The organism is Psychrobacter sp. UBA5136 (assembly GCF_002414005.1).
GTDB lineage: Bacteria > Pseudomonadota > Gammaproteobacteria > Pseudomonadales > Moraxellaceae > Psychrobacter.
The window spans coordinates 78,388-103,352 of sequence record NZ_DHYG01000008.1; the positions used below are offsets into that span (position 1 = coordinate 78,388).

Genomic DNA, 24,965 nt, shown 5'->3' on the forward strand with positions numbered 1-24,965 from the left:
ATATTAATAATAAGATTCTATTATGAATAGTGACCATAACAGCGACAATAATAATCAACAAAATAATACTGATAATGACGAGATCTCGTTAAGTAAATTTGCTGCGCCTATTAATACCGCTAATAGTACCGCTAAAAAAACCATTGCCAGTGGCGAAGCCTTAAAATTAGCAGTCGTTGGTCATACCAATACCGGTAAGACCTCGCTACTACGTACGCTATTACGTGATGTGTATTTTGGGGAAGTGAAAAACGAAGCCGCCACCACGCGCCATGTCGAGCGCGCACAATTAACAGATAGTCAAACGGGCGAAGTGCTGGTGGTGCTTTATGATACGCCGGGGTTAGAAGATGTTTCAGGACTGATGGATTGGCTCGAAGACAATACTGCCAGTCGCCGTGATGGTATTGAGCGTTTGCAGCAGTTTTTGGCAGCCGACATTGCCCAAGGCAGTGATGCGCTAACTGGCAATGGTAGCAATGAGGACTACAGCCAAGAAGCCAAGGTTATCCGTCAGCTGCTGGCAAGTGATATGGCCATTTATGTCGTCGATGCGCGTGAGCCTGTCCTCGGTAAATATAAAGACGAGCTGGCCATTTTATCTTGGGCGGCGATACCTGTGATGCCGGTATTTAACTTTACCGACAGTCAGGATGCCAATATCGATGAATGGCAGACGATGTTGGCAAGACGCAATTTGCACATCTCAACGCGTTTTGATTCCGTGGCTTTTGAGTTTAAGGATGAGATGCGCTTATGGCAAAATCTCGCCACCATGCTCACCCATTCGGAGATGCTTGAGCAATTAATGGCACGCCGTACAGAAGAATGGGCCCAGCTCTATGATGAAGCCAATATCATCATTGCAGATTTTTTATTAAATGTTGCTTCTTTTGTACGTGAAATCAGCGAAGACGACGACCCAATGCCCGTGCTTGAGCAAATGCAAGAAGCGGTTAGGCAAAGTGAGCGGACGATGCAGCACAGCCTGCTCAACTTATATAAATTTTATGATAATGCCGTGGCAGCAACGCCGCTTGAATTAAAAGCCTATCAGCAAGACCCATTTGACCCTGAGCTGCTTAAGAGCTACGGCATTCGCACCACATCGGGTGCAGCAGCTGGCGCGTTATTGGGTTTGGGCATTGATGCGGCGGCACTCGGCACAACGTTAGGCTTGGGCGCGGCCATAGGTGGTATCGCAGGCGGGCTACTATCGAATACCAGTAGTATTGCTGATAGAATCACGGGGGTAAAACGCTTATATATCGACCCTGCCACCCTAACCTTGCTTGCCACGCGCGCGATAGATTTACTCACCGCCTTGCGTCATCGCGGTCATGCCGCAACCGATGCCACCCAACTGATATATAGCGGCGCAAAAAATGATGCTGACATGTCAAATAACGACAATTTAAGTAACGATAATAAAGACAATATCATGACGCCATGGCCGCCGCATAAATTACCCAGTGAGCTTAAAAAAGCGCGCGGCAAACCGCAATGGTCCTCGCTTAGTAGTGGTAAGTCCGAACAAGCTCAGTCACTACGTGCTGATATGGCGTGGTCGCTGGCAAGTAAACTCCAGTCATATAAACCTGAGACTTGATATCGTTATATGCTTTACGATAATGGGCGTAATAATGCACCTAGTGCCTCAGTACCGCGTACGTCTGTTTGCTGTAGATAAATCGGATATAGTGGGTAATTGGAAAAACTGTTGTCAATATCCTGCAGCAGTTGCTGTTGCCGCTCAGCACGCAGCCGCCAAAACTCATCTGACTGCGCAGGCGCTATCAGCTGATTGATAACTATCGCAGATGGGTTAAGTTTACTCTCTTCTAACTGTTCGATAGCGCGTTTGGTTTCTGCCAATGGTAGTACATCGGCAGTCATGACCAGGACAATCGCTGTCTTTGTACGGTCATGAAGTAATATTCCTGCTTGCCGAAAGAGTGCTTTACGTTTTTCTAGGACTGCTACCGCTTGCTCCCAGCGGTCAGGTTTTTTTGCGGCAAACGGATTTGGCACATCTTTTTTATCTATTTTTTTATCGATGTCTTTTTGATTGCTCTTTTGATTGTGACTGTCTAAATGGTTCGCTACTGAGCGCAATTTTGCCTGCCGCCGTTGCTGTGCCAATAGCCCATCTGTCCACGCACCCATCATCTCAGGCAATACGAGTAAGCGCAACGTATGGCCAGTGGGCGCCGTATCAAAAATAATATGTTGGTAATTGGCATCTGCTGCCGTGATTAAATGCTGACACATAGATTCGAGCATTGCCGCTTCTTGGGCGCCAGGTGCCGATTTTGATAACCGCAGGTGCTCACGGATTTTGGGCATCATATCTGGATTGGCGTAAGATTTAATGGTAGATTCAATTTGAGCAAAATGCGCATCGACGATGACATCGGGGTTGAGCTCGATAGCATCAAAATAAGGGGTGACGGCAGTTTTTTCGTTATTAAGCCTTACATTTAGTACATCACCTAAGCTATGCGCCGGATCGGTTGAGACAATCAAGGTCTTTTTTTGCTGGCTAGCATAATAACTGGCCAGTGCCGCAGCCGTTGTGGTCTTGCCCACCCCGCCCTTGCCGCCAATAAAGATAATAGGCTGCGTTGCTAATTGATCTACCAAACCGTGTAGAGCGTGTAATGCCATATTCGTGTCTCAATTTTAATTCGTATAACTTTTATCTTTACCCAGTCACTACCCGGCCACTAACAGCAACCAACGTGGTCAAAGGGGCATTTATCCATACCCATGCGCGTATGCCACTCATGGAAATTTTCTAAAAATAACGGCTGCAACTCTAAGGTATAAAAGCTGGCAGGATTATCAATCCCTAGGCTTTCTGCAAACATCAGCAGCATAAAAAAATCTTCTTCATCACGTGCCGCCCGTGCCATCGTTTGGCGATACGGTGCATGATAAAACTCATTGAGTCCCGTCACAAAACGCTGCCACCATGGCAATGTGTTTTCTACATTTTTTGCAGCTTCTAGCGGCTCGTTTTTTTTGATTTTATTGTTCATAATTTGCTCAAACAGTTTGCTCGTCTTTTCCGTTTTTTTCTCATTCTTTATCATATATCATGCCTATCTCTATGATGCCTGCCTCACACAAAAAACGCCAGCAATTGCTGCTAGCGTTTTTTTTATACAGATATGAGTTATAGATTTTAACCTTAATTAAGTATCCCTTTTGTCTTTATATGACGTCCACTCTTTACGCAGTACGGACAGACTCTCAAACGTCACTAAAATCGTTGCGATTAAAATGATGATATCCATAATGATGAGCAGCCAATTACCCTCAGTATAAAAGGTTTTTAGCTGAATCAATAACGCAAAAACGGTCATAACAAGTAAGAACGACAAAGGTGCTAAGGTGTACCAAACTGCTCTGCCTTTACGTAATAAAATAACTGTGACAATCATCAGGGTTAAAGCTGCCATGAGCTGGTTGGTGGTACCAAATAATGGCCAGATAATCATGCCGCCTGCACCGTCAATGCCGCCTGCACCAAACGCCAATAGCAGACAGCTTCCAACGGCAAGTAAAGTAGCTACGACACTCTTGCTTAGCACTGGAATATTATAAAACTCCCCAAACTCTTGGAAGATATAACGCTGCAAACGTACGCCAGTATCCATCGTGGTGCCGGCGAATAAAGCCGCCATGACAGTGAGCATCGTTTGTGATAGCACCATATCGATACCAACGCCTGCATTTAATATGGTTGCACCGCCATCGATAAAGGCACCGATAGAGCCGTCACCAAATTTTTGATACACCGCCTGCCAATCGCCGAGCGTCGCAAAACCTGCGGTGGCAGCAAGAATGGCACCCAGCGCGAGCATGCCTTCGCCCATGGCCCCAAAGTAACCGACAAAACGTACGTCGCCTTCTTTATCAATCTGTTTAGAAGTCGTTCCGGTGGCCACTAAACCGTGGAATCCTGAGATAGCACCGCAAGCAATCGTAACGAACAATAATGGCATTAATGACGGCGTACCGACGGGCAAATCATGATTAATCGCTGGCGCGACAATGTTTGGCGTCGCAATAAATACGGCGGCATACAATAAAATCAAACCAACAAATAACTGTAGCCCATTAATATAATCGCGCGGCTGCAATAGCATCCATACCGGTAACAAAGACGCAATCGCGGCATAGGTAAATAAGATAATGATCCATAAAGCGTTATCAGGTAGCCCCATAAAAGTTTCTGGTAACACGACTGGGAACATGGGACCCAGATAGATAAGTCCATATAGGGCGACGACGCCGATGATGGAGACCCAAACCAGATTCATCTTATAGCGGTAAATACACTGACCAATGATAAAGGCCACGACCAATGCGCCCCAGACAGGTAGCACAGAAGACGGCGTTTTTATCATCATATTGGCGATAGCAACGCCGAATACCGCGTTTACCATCAATAGCAGTAAGAAAATGATGACCATCATTAAGCTACGCACGCGTGTGCCCATGACGGTACCAGCAATCGAGCCAATAGATTGACCCTTATTGCGCATACTGGCCCAAATGGCTGACATATCATGTACGCCTGCCATAAAAATGGTGCCTAAAACCACCCAGATAATGGCCGGCACCCAGCCCCAAATAACCGCAATCGCAGGACCAATAATCGGCGCTGCCCCTGCTACTGAGGTAAAATGATGCCCCCACAATACATATTTATTGGTGGGGATATAATCGACCCCATCTTTCATCGTATGGGCTGGCGTGGGACGACTGTTGTCCAATGCCAAAATCTTAGTGGCGATAAATTTTGAGTAAAACAGATAACCGCAGAGCATCGCGGCGACACCAATTAACAGTACAATAGCACTATTCATCTTATCTCTCCCTAGACAAGTAGTAGATAGCCTTATAAGTTCAAGCTTTTTAAATTAAAATCCAAAAAATATGCTAGATTAGTGAGCAGTGAGAGACTCGGCTCACTGCTTATTAAGAGAACAGTTATCAAGAATAATAGTTATTAAAAAAAACAGCTATTAAGGAAATAACAGCACCCCTTCAAATCATTATTGGTTAACAAAGCATTACATTTTACAGTGAAGACAGGCGGCTAAGCAGTCATAAAGTATGGTGAGTCTTTACTTATTCTGTGCTTAGCGTTCTATGTCTTGAATAGTAACTTATTTAACAGTAATTGTAACGTTGGTGAAACACTAAAAACAATAAATACAGGAGTTATAATGACCTATTATTTTGGGTTCATCCCTTCAGACAAGTTAAAAGCGCTAATTATGGAAGCCGAGCAAGTGGTTGCATCCGATGAAAAAGTAGATTATTACCTTTATCGCGATGCCCTTACCCATCAAACGGCGCGTGATCTTATCGATAATTTATTGGTGGGATTGGTTGAGATTATTCCAAATCCGGAACGCCAAGCCTCTATGCGTAAAGTGGTCGGCACGGTCGAAAAAGCGACGGATACCTTGCTGAATATCTTACTTGGTAAAGAAAATAACGAGGAAGTGTTGCCAAGCTTTCATTTTTTGCGGGACAAAGCGACCTTTATTGATAATGAAGGCGAGAAGCGTATCGGTTTTAAATTGTCCGACGCAGACGCTCAAACCATTGAGAAGGGTTTTGCGGCTATCTCCCCTGAGCACGTAGATATGAAAACGTTTAAAACCGCGCTTGAAACGATGAACGAAGAGACATTGACGCACTTTATTAGCCGCTATGCCGAAACCTTAAAACTCGGCATGATTAAACGCAAATCTGTGCCAGTTGCCAAAGCTGCTATCGATAAAGGGATGACCATGGCTTTGAATAAGTTACTGCCTGACCTGCCAGATGCGTCATTAAACCGTTTGGCCAATTATTATCGTCCTTTTATCGTAAAAAAGCCTGAATAGTGGCTATATTAGCAACTAATATGTTTTTATTAAGGCGGTAGTGTTGGGCAAATTTATTAAAATTTGCTAAAATAGGCGGCACTTTTATCAAAGGCGCAACTCATGACCCAAATTAGTAATCAAGAAATCGAACAAACCCTGCGCAATTCAGAGTGCCTTATCAGCAGTATCGAAGTAGCTGCTGCTTATGAGCGCTTGGCCGCCCAGCTCAACCTACATTATGCCGGTTTAAACCCAATCGTTATGGTCGTTATGAACGGCGGACTTATCCCAGCCGGTCAACTATTGACCCACTTGACGTTCTACCATCGCATGCACTATATCCACGCGTCACGCTATCGCGATAACGCGGGCACCAGTGAGCTGAACTGGAAGTTTAAGCCCGATGTCAGCATTGAAGGCGAGCATGTATTGCTGATTGATGATATTTTTGATGAAGGCATCACGCTAAAAGCCATTGTTGAAGAACTGGGTCGGGAAAACCCTGCATCAATTAACTCTTGCGTGCTACTCAATAAAGTTCACGACCGCAAAATTAATGACTTTAACGTTGATTTTGTGGGAATTGACGTTGCAGACCGTTACGTCTATGGCTGTGGTATGGATTTTCATGGTTACTTACGTCATTTGCCGGGTATCTATGCCATCAAAGAAGACAAAATCTAAATACAGAGTGTTCAATATAAAAAAGCATCCAAAACGGATGCTTTTTTATTTGGTTATAATTTTAAACGCTAAATAAACGACATCTTTTAGATGAATCAATTAGCGGGTTTATCCACCGCTATCCTTAACGTCGTTTTTCTTACGATGCCCTCTACTCTACCAATTTTTCAAACTGTAAACTCAAGCCCGTTTGACGCATCGTTGGCGTTGATAGTGCGCGAGTTAATGCCGAATTGGTACTAAAAATGGAGACTCGTTTTTTGGCTCGTGTCACAGCGGTATAAATCAACTCTTGGCTTAGCAAGCGCGCATTACTATCATCAAAGCTAACCGCCACATGGTCAAATTCTGACCCTTGGGATTTGTGAATGGTCATGGCATAAGCAGTTGCAATCATCTCATCACTGAGCATATTAATATTAATACCCTGCTTTTTGTTTTCAAAGAATACCTGTAAGCGCCCTTTTTCGGTTTGTAGGCAGATACCGATATCGCCGTTAAATAGACCCAGCTCATAATTATTTTGTAACACCATGACTGGTCGTCCGTGATACCAAGGCGATTTGGACAAAGGTAGCTTTAACAAGCTCTTATGCTGCTCGCTTAGATAGTTGTTAATGTAATGGTCACCGCAGCGGCCATGATGTCCCGCTGTTAGTACTCGAAAGTGATTGAGTGTATCCATAAGCTCGCCAAAGTCAGTAAGGCATTCTTTAGTTGGCATGGATTTCGCTGTTTTGGTTTTGCTTAGTGTTTTTTGGGTTTGCTTGAAGTACTTGAGGTGGTTATTAAATAGTTCTTTAAGGTGTTGGTAACTACTTAGGCTATTTTTTATCTTATTAGTTGTTATATCACTGTCGGTTTCTTCATGAGCACCAGTCATTAGATGATAAAACTCTAATGCCGCATCTTTTTCAAGCAGCTGCCAAACGGCTGACATTTTCTGTGTACTGCTCTCGCCTTTATCTGTTTGATTAATCAGTTTAGCAAGCTGACCAATGCCTGAGTCTTCTTTAAAACGGCGACTGGCGACTAAGCGCTGATGCACGTCTTGTAGCGCTGGTATGCGACACAAATCTGCCAATACTGCCCCTGCATCGACCGCGGCAAGCTGATTGGCGTCTCCAAGTAGTATCAGCCGCGCGTTAGGCTTTATCGCACTCACTAGATGATTGGCGAGCTCTACCCCAAGCATAGAGGCTTCATCGACGATAACGATATCTTCGCTGAGCGGATTATCCTTACGATACCGCGGTCGCCCGCCCTGCCCAATGCCAAGCAAGCGATGGATGGTCTTCGCCTCTGGCAGCTGTAAAGCAACTCCGGCTTGCTGTATGGCGTCCTGTAACGACTCTTGCATACGCTGAGCGGCCTTCCCCGTCGGAGCAGCCAGTGCTAAGTTGGCTTTTGATTCGCTGCTTTGCTGGCTCGTAGCTTGTTCTTGCTGCAACGCCATGACTAACTGCGCCACGGTAAAGGTCTTACCCGTTCCTGGCCCGCCCGTGATGATGCTAAATGCAGAACGGTTTGCCATGTGAATGGCATCCTGTTGTTCGGCATTAAGTAGCGGGTTAAGCGCTATTGGTAATTCTATAAGGGTTTGGTTTTTGATACGTACGACATGCTGCGCTAAGGCGTACTCTGCTTGCCAAGTACGATGTAGCCATAAGGTAATTCTGCTTATATCGTTGTTTGAGTTTTTATCTACTTGGAAGATAATAGGTTTTGCAGTGTCATTTTCTTTACTCTCTTCTTTTGTGTTGTTGGTAAGGAGTGAATGGTTATTTAGTATTTGTTTAAACTTACTTAGGCTATTTTCTATTGAAAGAGCGTTATTTGCAATGTCTTTTAGTGAGAGATAAAGCTTAGCGCAGGCGTTTCGGCGCTGACTTAATAACCGCTTGTCATATATGGTTAATGTAGACTGACGCAGCGCGGTATCCCAAATCAACTCGTCTTCTAGCAACTCAGCAGCCGTTAAATTCGTCATATCGCTGCTTAAAAATACGGATAAAAGTGGCTGTAGTAAAGGCTGCAATAACTGCTGCTGCCAAGCAAATAATCTCGCATCATCGTCGAGAAATTCCACATCAAGAAAATCAACACGAATATCATGAGTAGCAGTATCAAGCACCAATACGGTATGCCCCTCTTCTAAACGCTGCACCAGTACTTCAAATAGCGTCTCAAACAACCAATTTTGATTGTCTTTAGTGTCAGTCGCCTCACTCTTTAGCAACTGATTTTGGTAGGCTGTTTGGGTTTGCGCGCGGCGCTGCAATAAATACTGACTGATCGTTGTCGCCCAACTGCTGCCCACATCCTCGCTCACGAGGTTTTGAGGAGTATTGGTTGCTTTTTCCTGCTTGCCTACGCCGTTCATACTTTTAACATTACTCATCGTTTATCCGTCTGTATCATTATTCTTAGATTATTTATTTAAAAAACACTGGGGCTACCAAACATCTCATCCAACGCATCAATTAGCTCAAATGGTATTTGCCACTGAATCCGTCCATAATCCTGCGTACCTTGTGAGTCGATACCGCGCAAGAATACATACTCTACGGCGCCCAAATACTGTGTTTCATTGCCGATGTAACCCTTTAAACGCAGACGCAAAAATCGATGTAAAGCAACCTGATAAATGGCAGCCTGTAACCAGTACCCTGCTTTATTCATGGCTGCGCTTAGGTTTGTTTGGTTGTAATTGCTTAGGCTATTTCCCAAATAGTTACTTTTATAATCGACCACGTAATACTTGCCAGCGTACTCATAGACAAGGTCGATCTCACCGCGCAAATAACGATAAATATGGTTAGTAAACTGCGCCGTAAGCTCAATATGCTTCTCAGGCTCATCAGGTAAATATTGTTTGAAGACGCGGTTGATATGCTCAGGGGTAAAGTCCTCTGACAACCCCATGTTAAAGCTAAGCTCAGCAATACGCTGTCTAGTCGGTATGGCTTTTAAAGGCTGACCAGAAGCCAATAACGGGGCGGCCAATACATCTGCTACCCAAGTCATCAGCTCATCATGGGTAGCACCTAGTTGATTGGTTTCTGTTAGATTTGTGCCTTCATCCGTCTCTGGCGCTGCTTGTTTTTGCTGCAATCGCTGTTGCGTCATAGCACTGGCATAGCTAATCGGCAGTTGATACTGACGAATGCTTTGGTCAATAATCACTGACCATTTGCTATTATCAGTAAAATCTATTTTTTCAAAGATCTCATGCAAAAAGGTACCAGCATTTGCCCCTTTTACAAAGCGAAACCGAATGTTATCACTGGTGATGGGGTTGCCAGTATCGCTACTACCACCATTGAGCAAGCCCTGTTGAATCTCCCTGTCATCTACAGAGTTAGTAGCCAGATTTATACTGTCGGTTAGATCTAAATCATCCTCTACCCCATCATCAAACACAGCCAACGCTTGGCTTTGCTCATTCAATTGCCGCGATAGTGCGGTAAAGCTGGTCTTAGCCCAGCCCCTAAACGTGCTAAGTTGTATCTGAGCATAAGCGCTTTGGTAATCGATACGCTTTATTGAATCTGCCTCAGAAAAAGAATCCGCATTGTCAGACTGTTGAGGCATTTTTTTGGTCTTAAGCATGCTTTCAGCGATGGGCTCAATAACTGCGCATTCTAGCCAGCCGATATAAGGCTGCAATCTATCCGGCAGTGCAAACTTATGATCCGCGCAGCTTAACCATTGCAGGCTTGGCTTACGTTCAGCATCGGTTTTGTTATAGCCATCTTTAAGCACCATGTATAACTGCTCACTAGCACGCGTAAAGGCTACGTAGCCCAATCGTCTCAGCTCTTCATAGTTTTCTGTGGTTTCAAACTGGGCATAATAGTCTGTTGGTTTGTCGCCTTTAGCAGACTTACTATAGCGCTTACCCTTACAGGCAGACAGACGGCGTTCTGTTTTGTTCCCTTCTAATTCATAATCATATAAAAACAAATTATGGTCACTACGGCCGCCCGCTTTAGGACTGGCGCCATCCATGCCAACGACATAGACAATCGGGAATTCAAGCCCTTTAGACTTATGAATGGTCATAAGCTGCACCCCTGACTCGGTCGGCAGAGGCTGCTGCTGGGCCCACTCTGGCGTGCGGCGGCTATTCATGTTTTTCTTATACCATGCCAGCAGCTCATGCTCACCGATATGCATGCCATGCTGCGCCAAAATATCAAGCAGATGCCGCAAATCCATCAAGTAGCGCGCGCCGTCTTCTAAGTCAGCAAGACCAACCCAGACGTTGTGGCTTTTTGCTTGTCTATCAGATAATAGGCTGCCTTGTTTATCCTCTCCGCTCACCATAGGATTGCGGCCAAACAAATAATGCAATGCCGATAAAATACCGTTGTGCTGCCAATGCGAGGCAGCAGTCTTTAAATACAACTGAAAGTCCTGATAGCGCTGTTTTAACTCGGCTTGTTCCGCGTCTATTTCGCTGTTAGTGCTCGCTTTATCAAACTGTCCGCTCGTTTGGTCTGTATTGGTCTCACTTTCATCATTATCATCGTCAAGCATCAATGCTTGTACATCGTTCAGACTCATCTGATAAAAATTACTGGTCAATACGCGGTTAATGATGTCGCGGCGATGAGGACGTAGCATTGCTTCTAGTAAAGCCGCCAAGTCAGCAGCAATAGGCGTATCAAAGACATTTTTTTCAGCGGTTTCTAGCGTTGGGACACCAAGCTTGCCGAGCATATCCTCAACTTGCTTTAGCTCATGCTTGCGGCGACCAAGCACACCAATGTCATTTGGCTTGATGGGCCGTCCTTCTATCGTTTGCTCGCTTGCCAACAGTGCCGCAATGTGCAGCGCGGTTAGCTCAAAAGCATTATGCTTGGCGTGCTTGTCATAGGGCAGATGAATCACACTTACAGGGCTATTGGATAAAATGCCAACATTTTCCGCTTGCTCCTTGATTTCACCTTCTACAGACGTTTGCCATGAAAGGCGCAAATCCGTATTGGCGGCCGTGATATGCTGATAGTAGATGCTCTTACCCAGCTGCGCCAATTGACTGGCTGTATCAGAAATAGAGTCTTGTGAAATAGTATCTTGTGAATCTATAACAGGCGTCGGTCTACCAAACCAGTGATTTAACGCCGTAATCAAACGCTCATTAGAGCGCCGATTGACATCAAGAGTCATAATCCTATCTTTAGTAAACTTCGCTTTCATGGCGTTATAATTGGCAACGTCACCGCCGCGAAAACCATAAATCGCTTGTTTTGGATCGCCAACCAGCAAAAGAAAGCCGCGACCACCGCTCTGGTTCACACCATCCGTATTTTTTGACAAGTAGATACGCTCAATCATGCGCGCCTGCTCACCATTGATATCTTGCGACTCATCAATCAAGGCTACCGGATAATGATGGCGAATATAACGTGCTAAGCGCTCGCCTTGTCTGCCTGATAAAGCTTGGTTTAAGCGCACCATTTGCAAGGCAAAAGTGGTCTCGCGGCGCGTTTCTAATATCGAAGGCAGCTTTTGTCGCACTTTTAGGGCGATATCACGGTTAAGGTTTTCTATAAGGGCGTCAAGATATTGCTCAATTTGCTCGGTATAATGACGTAATGCTGCTAATAATTGAATACCTCTAACATTAGCGAGTATTTGGCGCTGTTCATCAAATTTCTTTTTAAAAAGTGTGCCGCCATCTTGTTCACTGATGAAAAGATCAGGCACTAAGCCATAAAAACTTTCAGAATCAGCATCTAAATTTGCGAAAAAAGCACCATCATATTGATGAATCAATTTTTGAATAGTAACAATAGCGTATATCGTTTTCCCAAATCTACCCCCTTTTTTTAGCCCTTTTTCAATACCAAACTCTATATCAAAATACGGCTCAACATCCTTTAAATCACAATTTTTAAAGGCATCTAATGCTTGCTGATAAGCCGCAAAGTCGATTTCTTCACCCATCTCAACCGTTTCAATCGGCGTTGAGATAAACTGCATGGATTTTTGCGCGACGCTAATGTGGTCGGCAGGCGCGGTCAAACGCTTGGTGTGCTGCAACAACTGATAAATTTCAGGCTTTTGATTGTATAAATAGCTGTGATGCGCGCGTACCGTGTCATGAATGATGCTCTCTAGGACTAACTGTTCTTGGTCGCTGATTTGGATACCTTGCTGATATCCGGTCTCGGCGCTATATTCAGACAGCCACTTTTGTGACAAACTATCTAAAGTACCGACAAATAGCTTATCTAGCGTCGTTAGCACCAAAGCGCAGCGCCTCATGGCATCTGCCAACGGATAATCTTCGGTATGATCCAAAAGATACATTAATAAATAGCTATTAATAGGATCCGCTAGCAAATTTGCATTACCTGACAGTTTGGCTTTTTCCGCTAACCACTCTTCACGTTTCTGTCGTTGCTCTGCGCTGACTTTTTTATCTGGCTGCTCGTTTTTTGACAAGCTATTGTCTAACGCTTCAGCATTAGCATTGGCATTATTTTTATCCACAAAAAGCTGCGGGTAAAGAGTAGGATGCGTGCTTGGGTTTGCTTGGACGTTATTTAGCCATTGTAATAACTGATAAAAATCAACCAAACGGTCATGGATACGCTGGCGCATTTCAGCAGCAGCAGCGCGGGTGAAAGTGGTGGCAATAATATGCTCAGGCGCCCGTTTGGCTTCGATAAGTAGGCGCAGAACAATACCGGTCAGAGTCCACGTTTTACCCGTACCAGCTGAGGCTTCTATCAGATACTTACCGTTTAATTTGATACGAATCGCTGGCGGTTCTACTGGCTTATTCGCACTCTTATCAGCTGTGTCATTCGTTAAATCGTCATTCGTTAAATTGTCGGGTCTGGTATGGCTATAATTATCATTATTATAATCACCACTATAGGTATGGCCGACATTATCTAAGCCATGAGCAGTATTGATAGCGTTGTTGTATTGATCCATAAAAAATCACTTGTTCAAATTCGTACCATTAACATCATTATTATTTACTATTAAAAACAAACCGCCTTATAGCGCTTGTAAGGATTCGACCATCGTGCCAAATAAAGGCGCTGACAATGCTGGTAGCGCATCTTTTAACTTGGCAAAAACATCCTGTTTATAAAGAATGTACTGCCATAGCTCATGCTGCGAGCAAGTGTCATAGTTAACCTCACTGTTAAAACTTGGCCATAACCAACCCTCAAAATCACTGCGCTTTGGCTGATAATCCGTGTCTTTTGCTTTGGCATCATCAACTTTATCAAGGTAAGTAAGCGCATGGACAGGTAGCACCGTCATCGGCATTTTGCCAGCCAGGTGCGCAAACCTGACCCATTTAAGCAGTTCTGCTAAAGCTTTGTCATAAGCAATGGGTGCAAGCTCAAAGGTGGTTTTACCTTTAAATTTTTTATATTCATCGCCGGCTTTATTGAAGCGCCAAATGCTCCTACCATCGCCAGCGACAACTTGCGCCTCGGTAGTACGGCGCGCAACCTGCCAATACACATGCGCCAACCAAAAACGCAGTAAATATTGGGTACGCGCGCTATTGGGTAGGATATTCAACCAAAGCTCAGGCGAGGATAACTCGTCCTCCAAGTTATGATGAGTAGCAGACACTTTGACGGGCACTATGCCTTTAATCTGCAATTTACCTTGTCGGTTTATGTCTGGGGTCATAACCGTGGTCATGGTTTCAGCACATGGGGTTAATAAAACACGGCTCGCACCGCTGTGCGCCTCTATTCCTAATGACGATAGCTGCTCGGCAAACTCTTGGCATTGCTGTTGCAGTTTTAATTGCTGATACTGCAGTGTGGATTGCCGCGCCACGCCAGCGGGCATGACGGGGTCGTATAATAGTTTGCTAAGAGATTTAATAGAAGCGGCATCGCTGTCTTTATTGCTGTCTTTATTTAACTCATCAAGCAGTTGTGAATTCACCTCATACGCACTTAAGCCTGATAATGACAAAGGCTCTTGGTGCGCCATCTCATCTGCAGGCAACACCACATGCACCTGCTGCTCGCGTAAAAAATGTTTGGCAGGGTGACGCACTTGATAATACAAAGACTGCATATCGACTTGGTTGATCTCAAACCCTTCATCAATTCCTTGTACTTGCATAGGCATAGCCTCATGCGGTGACGTACTATCCAACGCAATACGCCGCGCAATAATGGCATAATCTTCTGCACTCGGTAGGTTAACCTTAAGTACTGGTAAAGTAGCATCGTCTTGAGAACTCAAGCGCTCAAAAACCTCATGCCATACGCGAGCTGGTGCATTGGTACTTTGCTGATAGGCTTTTTCTTTTTGCATCGCACGTGTCAGTAAGTCCATCAGTACTTCACCATCATCTTCATCGGTTGCCAAATTATTTGCGTCAGATGACTCATTAAGCGCATCTGGTTGCACAAATACCTCTTCGGCAAAAGGCAATGCTGGATGACGGGTCACTAGCCACTGCTCGATAAGCTTAGGCAAATAACGCTGAACTTGCACCGCCAACGCTGATTCATCATCGCTATCATCATTCATTAACGATTGGGTTTTACGCGCCTCAATTTTTAAAGGATTCCACTGCCATTGCACTTCACCCTGTAAAAATTGCAACAACTCACTCACCGGATTGGCTGGCAGGTGCTCATGAGCATCGGTCAAGCGCTGTCCATTATAAAAAATCCAGCAGGCATTGCGCGCGCACAGTAGCGCATCTAAAAACGCCCCATTATCATCATCTTCGCTAAATCTATCACCGCGGCGTGCCAGCCCAGCTTTCATCAAATCATAACGGTTGTCGCGGTCACGGTTGGGGAATTCAGCCAAATCCATATTAAGCATCACGACCAAGCCAAACGGTACGTTACGCAGCGCCCCAAACCGCCCAAAGGTTATCACGCCCGTTGGCTCGGCACTGACCTGCTGGCTTTCTAACTCATCCTCGATACTGTCCAGCATAAAGCTTAGCTTTAAGGGCAAATTGCTAACTTGCGATAATTTTGATTGGACTTGGCTGGCTTCACGCTGCAATGAATGTGATTGGTCATTAGGTGCTTCATTGTCCGCTGTCGCGCGTGAGTGATTGTCGTTTTCGCTATGGTAGCGCTGATAATGACGGTTGGCACGTAAGCTGCTTTTAAAACCATTCATCGCGTTAAAAATAGCGCGCATCGGACGCGTTTGATCAAGCGCACCAAAGTAAGGATGAATGATATGGTTTTCAATATTATTGAGCCACTTTTCGGCATTATGACGGGCTTCAAACTCGTAGCGGCAATGATGCAAACCATTATAAACGCGGCATAGCGCTTCAACAATCGCTGCATCCGCCAAACTCACCGCCGACATGGGCACAGTTTTTTCTGCTAAGGCATTATCCTGCCAGTTATCAGGATAAAGACAGTCGCTAATCTGTGCCTCGGGCATCACCAAACCTAGTGCCACCTTGTCTAGCGCATGGGCAAAGCTAAACCGATAATCATAATCGTTACCATCAAGCGTTTGCTGCAAATGCGCTTCATCAAAACCGCGTACAAATCCTGCTTGCTCTAGCAAATCACAGGCGCGGCTCATCTGCTCATGCGTTAAACCAAGGCTTTCGTATAGCGGTGGCAGCATCAACCAGTCAAAAACCTCAGCCGCTTCAAAGCGAGCACTTTCACTACCTAACAGGTCATAAAATCCGCGTATCGCTTCCCACAGTTGACGAATTGATTTGTCGACGACGCCCGTCACTTTAGCCGGTAGCGTCAGACCATCTTGCCCCTCGCCATTTACAAACACCGAGTTAATCAGTTCATGATGACGATCGACATCAGGAAGTAGCACGACGATATCAGACAGATGACGCGCGCTGCCATCTTCGTTTGGCTCGTTTAACCAACGTCCAATCATACCGCGCAGTATTTCAAGCTGACGTTGCAGGTTATGGCAAGAATGAATGCTTAGGCTATTATCATACTGCGATAATTGCCATTGTCGGGGCTGCTCGTAGCGCTTACCTCTTAAATGCTCGTCGCTATATAATGAGTCAATATTATCGCTTAGGCTATTTTTAGAATCTTGCAGTTGCGTACTTAGCGCGGCACTTAAACGTCCAGCGGTCGTTTGCTGCGTTGCGCTTTCATCGAGCATAAGGACGTCTTGTTGCAGGTGTGCAAGCAAACTTAGCGGCCGTTCAGATTGTGAAGCAGGCTGGTAGTCAACATCGAACCTATCTTGCCAATCAAGCTTAAAGCCGTTTGTGTCTTCGTTGCCCGATAGGCTTGCCAGCATAGCAAAGGTCTCGCGCGACTGCTTGCCCAAACGCGACAATAGCGTGTGGCCATAATCACGCAGAAACACGCTTTCGGGGTTAATCACCTGCTGACGTTGTAGCCACTGTTTATCGACAATATCTGCCCAAAACAGTTGCGATGGATTGTAATGCAACAAAGTGATATCCATGTAAGTGGATAAGCGCTGTAAGAAGTTTAGCTCATTTTGCGGTAATTGCTGAATGGTAAAAATGTGCAGCTGCGTGGGCAATATCGCTTGTATATCGACCCCACTATCCGCTTTATCTTGTTCCATAATTTGCCAAAAACGTGTCTCAATCGAGGCACGATGCTCATATACCGAAGCAAACAACAGCCGCCATAAATGCCGCTGGGCGACCTCAAGCTCAGTGTAATGCGCAACCAACCAGTCAGGCGTGCTGCCAGCGTATTTATCAAACTCCATGGTGAGCTTGTCTTTTTCAGCGATGAGCAGCTCGACATCAACCGCTTTATTAGCCGACCATAGGGTTAACCAATCCTCCCGGTGAGTCAAATAACGACTAAACACCCGTGAAAAATCTGTCGCCAACGACCATAGCCGTACATCTTGCTGACTACGGTCCGCCTCTTCATCGAGTAATGCCGATAGCAGTGGATACAAAGGATGCTTATCATCGGCCATAATCTTTGCTTTATAATAGGTAAAATAACCGAACAGCCGCCACTGCATCACCGCACCCGTCAGCACCGCAACTTCTGGCACCGTCACAATTTCTTGCGTGCGCTGATTGGCCTCAAGCCAGACATTGTGCTCGGCAAGTACCTTTTGCATCAAGGTCCATTGATACTGACCCCAAAACTTAGTGGTCACCAAAGTGCTAATTCCCGCTTGACTGGCAATGGATTTATCCAACCAATCACCCAGCACCATCGACGGCACGATGACGATAAATTCTGCAAAAATAGGCAAGTTTTTAGACTGATAAGCGGTCAGTAATTGCTCAACTAAGTGTTCGGTACGGTGCGACTGAATAATGGTAAACATAAAGAATGTAATCTGATTGGCGTAATAAAACTGGAATAGTAAAAAAGAGACCGCGACTAAAACGTGCTATTCATGTCGAGGCTGATGTTTGCATTAAATGCTTGCATCAAAGCTGATAGTAGCGTCATGGTTTCATACTTTTTATAGAGAAGAAACGCAGCAGACAACACTCGACAATCTATGTTTGGTGGTCGTTAGACTATTGCATTTCTGCTAGCATAATGCCCACTAATAATTATACCTATTAATAAAACCGTGTGAGTGGTGATAAAACTGTCGGTAATAGTAAAACGACTAGAAATGGTAAACCGATTAGCGGCGATAAGAAATAATAACGCGCGTAACTTGCTGATCAGTGTGCCATTGTTTACGGCGGTTTACTAGTATATCACCTGTATAGCAAAACCGCCTGCGACAATGGATGTCGTTACATCTTTTATCTGAACTTTTTGTCAGCGAGATATCATAATACTATGCCCATGCGCCCCATTGATGCCATTTTCGTTCATCCTAAACGGCGGTTATATGTTGTATACTACCGCGGAGAGCTGTGGCAACTGCCACGTATGAAAATTGATGATAGATCGTGGCAAAACAGACAGCCTTATACCGATGATAGCAGCGGCCTCTATCTCAGTATCCATCAAGCCATAAGCGACCCTGTGCTTGCACAAAAGCTACGTACTTTGAACTTACCGATAGCGGTACGCGGTAGCACGTTACCGCGTTTTGAAGCATGGTGGGAGGCACATGGTTTTAAATGGCTCAAAGACAAACTCACCACAGGCGAATCGCCATTAGCCGCGCATCAAACGGTAGCGGCTAAAATTGTAGAAACAATGGCAGGAGCAAAAGCGATTGACAAGCAGACGGCTTCCCCTTCAAACTACCAAGCTGCGTCAGCAGATAACAGTAGCGCCATGAAAAAAGACAACGCTACTAAGAAAAAAAATAGCGCGCAACAAGCACCCGCTACTGTCGCAAAAGAGACAGATATCTTTGCTAGTATGCTGGCGGACTTAGCAGACGAAGTCTTAAACCAGTATGAATAAATCTGCTACGGGCATTTCTTTACCTTATTGATTACATTAACCAAAAAAGAGCGGTAACTTATGAGAGACTACAAGCTGCTATTAGCGGGGCTTATTTTACTGCTGTTGATTATTTTTATCGCTATCTTTACTTGGTTATGGGCCAGCAACCGTAAAAATATTGACCCTCTACCGATCATGGTAAACGACAATGACCCGTCGATAGCAGCAGACGATGACGAAAACGCCATTGTCAAAAGCACGTTGCATATCCAAGCAGAAGAAAAGCTCCAAACGCCTTTAGACGCTGTCATCGCAAGCTTCCAAGCACGCTACCCTCGTGTACAGATAGAGACAAATTATGTCTCTGCTACTGACCTTCTGACCCTATCAGACGTCAATGACACAGCCAGTAATCGCCCTGATAATGGGCGCGCGTCTTTTCTTGTTGATACTGATGTGATTATTGCCAATAGCCATTTATCGAAAGCGCGTTTAGCACCTTTACAAGAACAATTACAGGCCGCTCAAGATAAGCGCAATCAAAACACAGTAGAGAGCGAAGACGTCAATTCTAATGATGATGTTAATGCGGAAGCGCCACAAGCCAAAAACGACAACAGTGTTACCCGAAGTCTGGCGTCGTTTAGCTATGCCTTGCAAGATACGCAAGCAGTGGATGGCGTTGTCTTAACCCAAAATCCTGCTGCTATTAGCTTTAGAAACTTTTTGCTCTCAAGTACCGGACAAGACATCTTAAGCCAGTATGATTATGACAATATTGACGGCTATAAGAATGATATGGACAATTTATTTAAACCGACGTCACGCCCCAAGCAAGCAACAGGTGAGCTCTCTGTGGATGTCTCCGACGCCCTTAGCAATGGTAAGTAAACATAAAGTCCGCTGCCTAGTGATTACTCATTGCTTTTATAAACCCTTTTTTCTACAATAGCACTCCACCATTAAGCGCCTATAGCTCAACAGGATAGAGCAGTTGCCTCCTAAGCGATCGATCGGGGTTCGAGTCCCTGTGGGCGCACCAACCATTTTCTTTCGCCATAACCTCGTATTACCTCAAACCCCTTAAACGCCTACCGTACCTAGCAATTACTGTTTATTAAACACTTGGCATTACCTGACAGCATCTCTACAATGTTGTTAAATAATATACGACGTCATTTTTTGTGGTTAATTATGCAGTGAGGTTGTTGTTAAATCTCTGAGCGCCTTGAAGTATAAGCCATGATGAGAAGACAAGACTATCGATTAACTGATGCTGGCGTGAAAGCAATCGCTAAACAATCCCCGCCTATTAAAGTCATGCGTCATGGTGATAGCAACAATTTATATCTTATACAACATCCAAATGGCTCACTATTTTGACAGATGACTTATCGCTATCAATCTGATAAAGAACTTAAGCCTAAACAAAAAATCTATCAAATAGGAATCTACAAGCCAGCCAAACAAATCGTTGACTCTACCTTTAAACCAGAAGTTTCACTAAAAGAGGCTCGGCTGGCACGTGATTAAGCACCTTAAAATTCTAGTGTTCAAAATATAAATAACATTTAGACATGTCATAGGTCTATTTTATTTTGTTAAGTCGAAAAGGCTCTGAATGCTATCATTCGTATAGTGTATAAGGCTAAATTATGAAGTCTAGTTTTCTTAGTTGATGTTGTTAATGTTGTTAATGTTGTTAATGTTGGGGGTTTGACTATAAAACTTTTTTGACTTATGGTTAGTAGTAGAACCTCTAACAAAACCGCCAACATGGAGAGGGTTATGAGTAAGGTTGCAAAAAGATCGGTTTCAGCTATAGAGATAGCAATCGGTCTTGAAAAAGGAAGTCTTTGCCCGGTCAATCTTGTTGAAGAGACGTTCGCCAATATCAAATCTTCTGACCCTTCTATATTCACAGTGCTACTTGAAGAACGAGCACTTAGAGAAGCACATGCTTCAAAGCAGCGACGTAACGAAGGTAGGCTCCTTAGTCTGTGGGATGGTATTCCTATTGCATGGAAAGATCTTTTTGATATCAAGGATCGTGTAACGACTGCAGGCTCGGTGGTACTTAAATCTAATGCCCCTGCTACATGTGATGCAGATGTTGTCGCGAATGCCACTCAAGCTGGCCTGATATCAATCGGCTGTCTTAATATGACCGAATTTGCCTATTCAGGTCTCGGTCTCAATCCTCACTTTGGAACACCCAAAAACCCCCATGGTACTGGCCCTACTCGTATTCCTGGTGGCTCTTCCTCAGGCTGCGGTGTCGCTGTAGCCCGCGGACTAGTACCACTTGCTATCGGCAGTGATACTGGGGGTTCGATACGCATTCCTGCGGCATTAAACGGCGTAGTTGGCTATAAAGGTTCTAGTATCGCATTCCCAAAAGGTGGCGTGTTTCACCTATCAAAGACATTGGATACCTTTGGTCCACTTGCTGCTGACGTAAAAAGCTGCATCGGTGCGGCGAAAGTTCTCAATGGGCAAGCTGTTGCAATGCCTAAACCAACAGCTATCAGCCAACTCAAATTCTTTATTCCTACCAATGTTGTCTTTGAAGACGCACAAGATGCTGTGATTGAGAATTTTGAAGCCAGTGTCCGTGCTTTAGAGGCGGCAGGGGCAACGGTGACACGCGGCGTTTGCACTGAGTTTGACCAAATAAGAACGCTAACCGCTGAGCATGGTTATCTGGTTGGCCCAGAAGCGCTCGATCTGCATTGGGATTTGGTGCATTCTGCCAAAGCGGCTGATATGGACCAACGGGTTCTTGAGCGCATCCTTGATGCAGGAGATCTATCAGCTCGCGACTTGATTGTTATATTAAGAACACGAGCACGGTTAATAAAAGAAAACCGTCGAGATTTAGGCAATCAAATCATTTTATACCCAACAACACCTATCACTGCGCCCAAGCTTGAACCTCTAGAACAAGATGATGAATTATACCAACGTATGAATAAATTAATACTGCGAAATCCTGGGTTCGGCAATTTTTTGGATTGGTGCGGCGTTGCTCTACCAAATGGTGTGGATAGAAACCAGATGCCTACTAGCATCTTATTATCAATGTTAGGCGGCTACGAGAGTGACTTACTCTCTGCTGCTCTTGCTGTTGAAAGTGTGTTATCCAGGGCTAATGATTATTTATAGAAGGAATGGAACTTCCTGTAAAACTATCAAAGGAGTCAGACATGGCTCAAATCATCAAGGAGAGAGACATGAGTAAAAAAACTATTATATGCGGCTTCGGTACAGATGTAGATTCAGTAGCAGGATGGATTGGATCATATGGTGGCGGTGAAAGCCCATCAGACATTCAGCGCGGGGTCTGGGCATCTGAAGTTGGCGTGCCGCGTCTGTTAAGGCTTTTTAAGAAATATGATCTACGCACCTCATTTTTTGTCCCTGGTCATAGCCTCGAATCTTTTCCAGATATTGCCAAAATGATTGTGGATCATGGTCACGAAGTAGGTGTGCATGGCTATCTGCACGAGAACCCTATTGCTATGACGCGTGCTCAAGAAGAAGCCGTGATGGAAAAATCCGTTGAGCTAATTACTAAGCTGACTGGTCAAAGTCCACGTGGTTATGTTGCTCCTTGGTGGGAGATGTCTAAATCTACCCCTGAAATTCTTGCTAAGCATAATTTTAAGTATGATCATAGCCAAGGCTATCGTGATTTCCAGCCCTTCTATGCTCGAGTTGGCGATGATTGGAACGTTATTGACTACTCAAAACCTGCAGAAGAATGGATGCACCCTATGACTCATGGCGACGAGATTGATCTTGTTGAGATTGGTGCCAACTGGTGCGTGGATGATTTACCACCAATGCTGTTCATGAAGAATGTTCCTAACAGCCATGGATTTGTCAATCCACGTGATATCGAGCAAATGTGGCGTGATCAATTCGACTGGGTATATCAAAATATGGATTATGCTGTGTTTCCCTTCACGATTCACCCCGATGTCTCCGGACGTCCACACGTACTCATGATGCTTGAGCGTTTAATTAACTATATCAACGGTCATGAAGGTGTCATTTGGATGCCGTTTGAAGACATTGCTGAAGACTTCCGTAAGCGCTACCCGTTTGAAGGCGGTGAGCGCCCAGAAGTTATTTAACAGCACTGAAAAGTAGTGGATCTTAAGAATAGCGGTGTTTGACATTGGCTTTGATAACGCTAGCAGTATTGCTATCAAAGCCAATAATAGGGAGAAGAACCATGTGTAATGCATGCGGCAATCCAGCAGCGCCAGGACACTGGACAGAAGCAGGTGCACAAAAGGGAGGTATTCGCCTCAGAGCAATGTTTCATCGAATATCGATACTAAAGCGAGTGCTAAAACCCTATGGGTTTTCAGTTTATGCGGATGGTGTAATCCCGCAGATTCAGCTGCTATGCCCAGGCGGTGCGAGAGTTATGGTGAATAACTTAACTGAGCTGTGGACTGAAGTAGAACGCCGTCAAGGTTTTGCAATTGACCCCTTAACCACTCATTCAATGGTTTGATCTTAATGCAAACCTCACAAGACAACCGACTTGATATCGTTCTATTGAGCGGCTATTTGGGTTCAGGTAAAACCACATGGCTACGTCATGCGTTATTTACTAAAGCATATGGCAACGCGCAAGTGTTTACTCAAGAAGCAGCCCAGCAGCCCGTTGATGACTTGCTGTTGGGTGAAGCGACGAGCGTAACCGTTTTGACGGGGTCAGCGGGTACGCCAAAAGGTAAGGAAGAGCTGATATCAGCACTACTTGAAGTAGCTGAGTCTCGAACAAACAGTTTAAGTATTGCTCAGCCTGATACTCTTACCCCCAATACCTTAGTTATAGAAACCAGTGGCTTAGCTGACCCTGAAGAAATCATCATTGCGATTAAAGAGCATCCCATTCTGATCTATCATTTCGCTCTCCAAGAAACCATCATCATGGCTGATGCTTTGCATTTTCATGTTGCGCTGAAGACTGATGCATTATGTCGTCAGCAAATTCTATCAGCTGATCGCGTAGTTATTGCAAAATCAGAGGAAGTTCCCCAGCAATCCTTATCGAACCTCGTTTCAACCATTAGTAAAATCAATCCAACTGCACCGATTTCCTTATCCGCATTCGGCGTCGAAAGTCCTGTACCTTCGCTACTAGCGCCAACCGAAATATACGAATCGATTCTAACGAATGGGGGAACATCAACGACTGTGGTCTCACTACCGATTCCTAAAGAAATAGATTGGGTCGAGTTTACCGTTTGGCTTTCAGCGTTGCTTCACGCTCGAGGTGATACCATCCTACGCGTTAAGGGTGTTTTGAATACCGATGAAGGCACGCTTTTATTACAATCAGTACGCAAAGTCATGCAGCAACCTGAGGTTTTACCTATTGAGCAAAGCAATGCTACTGCTGGAGATATCGTGTTTATAGGGGAAGATATGAATCAAGAGTTGTTGCTTTCTTCTATGTCTTCCTTTTTAAGGTAAAAATTTAAGTATTTGCTACGGTTGACCATCGGCAAAATGCTGCTAGCATAGGTTTGACGATGCGACCAACGTAAGTAGCTATTTTCGGTAATCCAAAAGCAGGCAAATCCTTGATGCCATGTCAGCAAACACTAGCGATTAACTTGCCACAAAAAATACTTAATAGGGAATATTCTTCAAATCGAGTAAGACTCACTTATCACAATCCTGGCTATCTAGAATTAAGACATATTATTCAACAGTATGATGATCCTAGTAAATTCTCTATCCCCCTTATGAAGTTAAGTACAGGAGCTACTGCAAAATAAAACAAAGTAACATTGATAAGCTCTCGTTTTATTTTTTTTATAGTGACTATAGTTCTAAATTACATTACATACGTTTTTATTCTTCATGAGCTATGACACTTTATGGAGCGTCGTCATAACAATAGGTTTAAAGCTTTGTTAGATATTCAGATGCCTGATTGGCGATCAAGACGCGATTTACTTAATCGCTTACCTTTAGGCCAAGAGAATTGGAAGTTGCGAAGTATCTTATACCAAACCCAAAATATATA

Annotated in this window: 17 protein-coding genes and 1 tRNA gene; 12 read left to right on the forward strand and 6 right to left on the reverse strand. The window is 44.5% G+C overall.

The window, feature by feature from the left end; all coding sequences use genetic code 11:
- The first annotated feature begins 22 nt into the window (after window positions 1-22).
- A complete protein-coding gene (locus B4240_RS01185) occupies window positions 23-1,609 on the forward strand; it encodes a DUF3482 domain-containing protein (RefSeq protein WP_296236379.1) in 1,587 nt (528 codons plus the stop codon).
- A 14-nt stretch (window positions 1,610-1,623) separates the two neighbouring features.
- Here B4240_RS01185 and B4240_RS01190 read toward each other — a convergent pair whose 3' ends face one another.
- From B4240_RS01190 to B4240_RS01200, 3 genes are all read right to left on the reverse strand, one after another.
- Window positions 1,624-2,667 (reverse strand): ArsA family ATPase, encoded by a 1,044-nt coding sequence (locus B4240_RS01190; protein ID WP_296236381.1) that lies wholly within the window; start codon window positions 2,665-2,667, stop codon window positions 1,624-1,626.
- Between the two features lie 59 nt (window positions 2,668-2,726).
- Window positions 2,727-3,041: a cory-CC-star protein gene (locus B4240_RS01195; RefSeq protein WP_349679078.1), complete on the reverse strand. Its 315-nt coding sequence runs from the start codon at window positions 3,039-3,041 to the stop codon at window positions 2,727-2,729.
- A gap of 156 nt (window positions 3,042-3,197) precedes the next feature.
- A complete protein-coding gene (locus tag B4240_RS01200) occupies window positions 3,198-4,877 on the reverse strand; it encodes a carbon starvation CstA family protein (RefSeq protein WP_296236383.1) in 1,680 nt (559 codons plus the stop codon).
- 363 nt (window positions 4,878-5,240) lie between these two features.
- Between B4240_RS01200 and B4240_RS01205 the strand changes: the two genes are divergently transcribed.
- Both B4240_RS01205 and B4240_RS01210 read left to right on the forward strand, forming a co-directional pair.
- Window positions 5,241-5,909 carry a hypothetical protein gene (locus tag B4240_RS01205; protein WP_296236385.1) on the forward strand — a complete coding sequence of 223 codons (669 nt, stop codon included), beginning with the start codon at window positions 5,241-5,243 and terminating at the stop codon, window positions 5,907-5,909.
- Between the two features lie 102 nt (window positions 5,910-6,011).
- Window positions 6,012-6,575 carry a hypoxanthine-guanine phosphoribosyltransferase gene (locus tag B4240_RS01210; protein ID WP_296236386.1) on the forward strand — a complete coding sequence of 188 codons (564 nt, stop codon included), beginning with the start codon at window positions 6,012-6,014 and terminating at the stop codon, window positions 6,573-6,575.
- Between the two features lie 151 nt (window positions 6,576-6,726).
- On the opposite strand, the gene recD is transcribed toward B4240_RS01210, so the two are convergent.
- The 3 genes from recD to B4240_RS01225 form a co-directional block, all read right to left on the reverse strand.
- A complete protein-coding gene (gene recD, locus B4240_RS01215) occupies window positions 6,727-8,976 on the reverse strand; it encodes an exodeoxyribonuclease V subunit alpha (protein ID WP_296236388.1) in 2,250 nt (749 codons plus the stop codon).
- 38 nt (window positions 8,977-9,014) lie between these two features.
- Window positions 9,015-13,529, reverse strand: a complete 4,515-nt coding sequence (locus B4240_RS01220) for a UvrD-helicase domain-containing protein (RefSeq protein WP_296236390.1) — start codon at window positions 13,527-13,529, stop codon at window positions 9,015-9,017.
- Between the two features lie 66 nt (window positions 13,530-13,595).
- Complete coding sequence (locus B4240_RS01225; protein ID WP_296236392.1) at window positions 13,596-17,876, reverse strand: exodeoxyribonuclease V subunit gamma; 4,281 nt, start codon at window positions 17,874-17,876, stop codon at window positions 13,596-13,598.
- Between the two features lie 473 nt (window positions 17,877-18,349).
- Here B4240_RS01225 and B4240_RS01230 point away from each other — a divergent pair, with 473 nt between their 5' ends.
- From B4240_RS01230 to B4240_RS11575, 9 genes are all read left to right on the forward strand, one after another.
- Window positions 18,350-18,928, forward strand: coding sequence for a hypothetical protein (locus B4240_RS01230; protein WP_296236394.1), 579 nt, complete (start codon window positions 18,350-18,352; stop codon window positions 18,926-18,928).
- Between the two features lie 60 nt (window positions 18,929-18,988).
- On the forward strand, window positions 18,989-19,801 hold the full coding sequence (locus B4240_RS01235) for a hypothetical protein (RefSeq protein WP_296236396.1): 813 nt from the start codon (window positions 18,989-18,991) through the stop codon (window positions 19,799-19,801).
- A gap of 75 nt (window positions 19,802-19,876) precedes the next feature.
- A tRNA-Arg gene (locus B4240_RS01240) sits at window positions 19,877-19,952 on the forward strand.
- Window positions 19,953-20,152: 200 nt separating this feature from the next.
- On the forward strand, window positions 20,153-20,293 hold the full coding sequence (locus tag B4240_RS01245) for a hypothetical protein (protein WP_296236397.1): 141 nt from the start codon (window positions 20,153-20,155) through the stop codon (window positions 20,291-20,293).
- Window positions 20,294-20,698: 405 nt separating this feature from the next.
- The gene (locus tag B4240_RS01250) at window positions 20,699-22,075 is read left to right on the forward strand and encodes an amidase family protein (protein ID WP_296236398.1); all 1,377 of its coding nucleotides are present in this window, start codon (window positions 20,699-20,701) and stop codon (window positions 22,073-22,075) included.
- Between the two features lie 41 nt (window positions 22,076-22,116).
- Complete coding sequence (locus B4240_RS01255; protein WP_296236399.1) at window positions 22,117-23,049, forward strand: polysaccharide deacetylase family protein; 933 nt, start codon at window positions 22,117-22,119, stop codon at window positions 23,047-23,049.
- 101 nt (window positions 23,050-23,150) lie between these two features.
- Entirely contained in the window at window positions 23,151-23,438 is a 288-nt protein-coding gene (locus tag B4240_RS01260) for a hypothetical protein (protein WP_296236400.1), read from the forward strand.
- 5 nt (window positions 23,439-23,443) lie between these two features.
- Window positions 23,444-24,406, forward strand: a complete 963-nt coding sequence (locus tag B4240_RS01265; RefSeq protein ID WP_296236401.1) for a GTP-binding protein — start codon at window positions 23,444-23,446, stop codon at window positions 24,404-24,406.
- Between the two features lie 80 nt (window positions 24,407-24,486).
- Window positions 24,487-24,714: a DUF302 domain-containing protein gene (locus B4240_RS11575; protein WP_414707065.1), complete on the forward strand. Its 228-nt coding sequence runs from the start codon at window positions 24,487-24,489 to the stop codon at window positions 24,712-24,714.
- Window positions 24,715-24,965 lie beyond the last annotated feature (251 nt).